Source organism: Psychrobacter sp. 1Y4 (assembly GCF_051847555.1).
In genome coordinates, this window is sequence record NZ_JBPYDE010000905.1 from 1 (window position 1) to 575 (window position 575).

Consider the following 575-nt stretch of genomic DNA (forward strand, 5'->3'; position numbering starts at 1 on the left):
CGTGATGATATCAAGGTCACCGTCATTTGCTCACCAGAAAAATATGCCAAGCTCGATGAGCTTATCGATACTGACAAGCTGGTAGGCTGGATTGATTATACCAAAGACGAAGCGTTTCCTGATTTGCAAGCCGACGTGCTGCTTGACTTAGTTGGCGATGAAGCCGGTATTCGCGCGCTGAGTGTGCTCAAATCGGGCGCGCGCGTGAATGTGTTGCCAACCATTTGGGTCGATAAGCTCAAAGAAGCTGGCAAGGAGAAAAACCTAGAAGTATCAGGATATAAAGCGCAGCGTAGTGGTGACGATATGGCGCGTGTTTTACAGCAAGTCGCTGATGGTCAATTAACCTTAAAAATCCAAAAGATATATCCACTCTTTGAGGTTGTGGCCGCTCATCATGAATTACAAAAGGGCGATGCATTCGGAAAAATCGTCCTTGCTGCTTCTGAATAACCCAACGCTGTACACAACAGATGTATCGCTCATTTATATGCCACTCAATAGAGCGGCGTAATAAATGAGCGATAACCTGTAATCGAAGCATGACAGAACTATATACGTAATACGTATGTTGT

At 45.0% G+C, this 575-nt stretch carries 1 protein-coding gene; it reads left to right on the forward strand.

Annotation, left to right across the window (positions count from 1 at the left end):
- Positions 1-453: zinc-binding dehydrogenase (locus ACS8FC_RS19515; RefSeq protein WP_439298005.1), on the forward strand; the 453-nt coding region annotated here is incomplete at its 5' end.
- Positions 454-575: the final 122 nt, after the last annotated feature.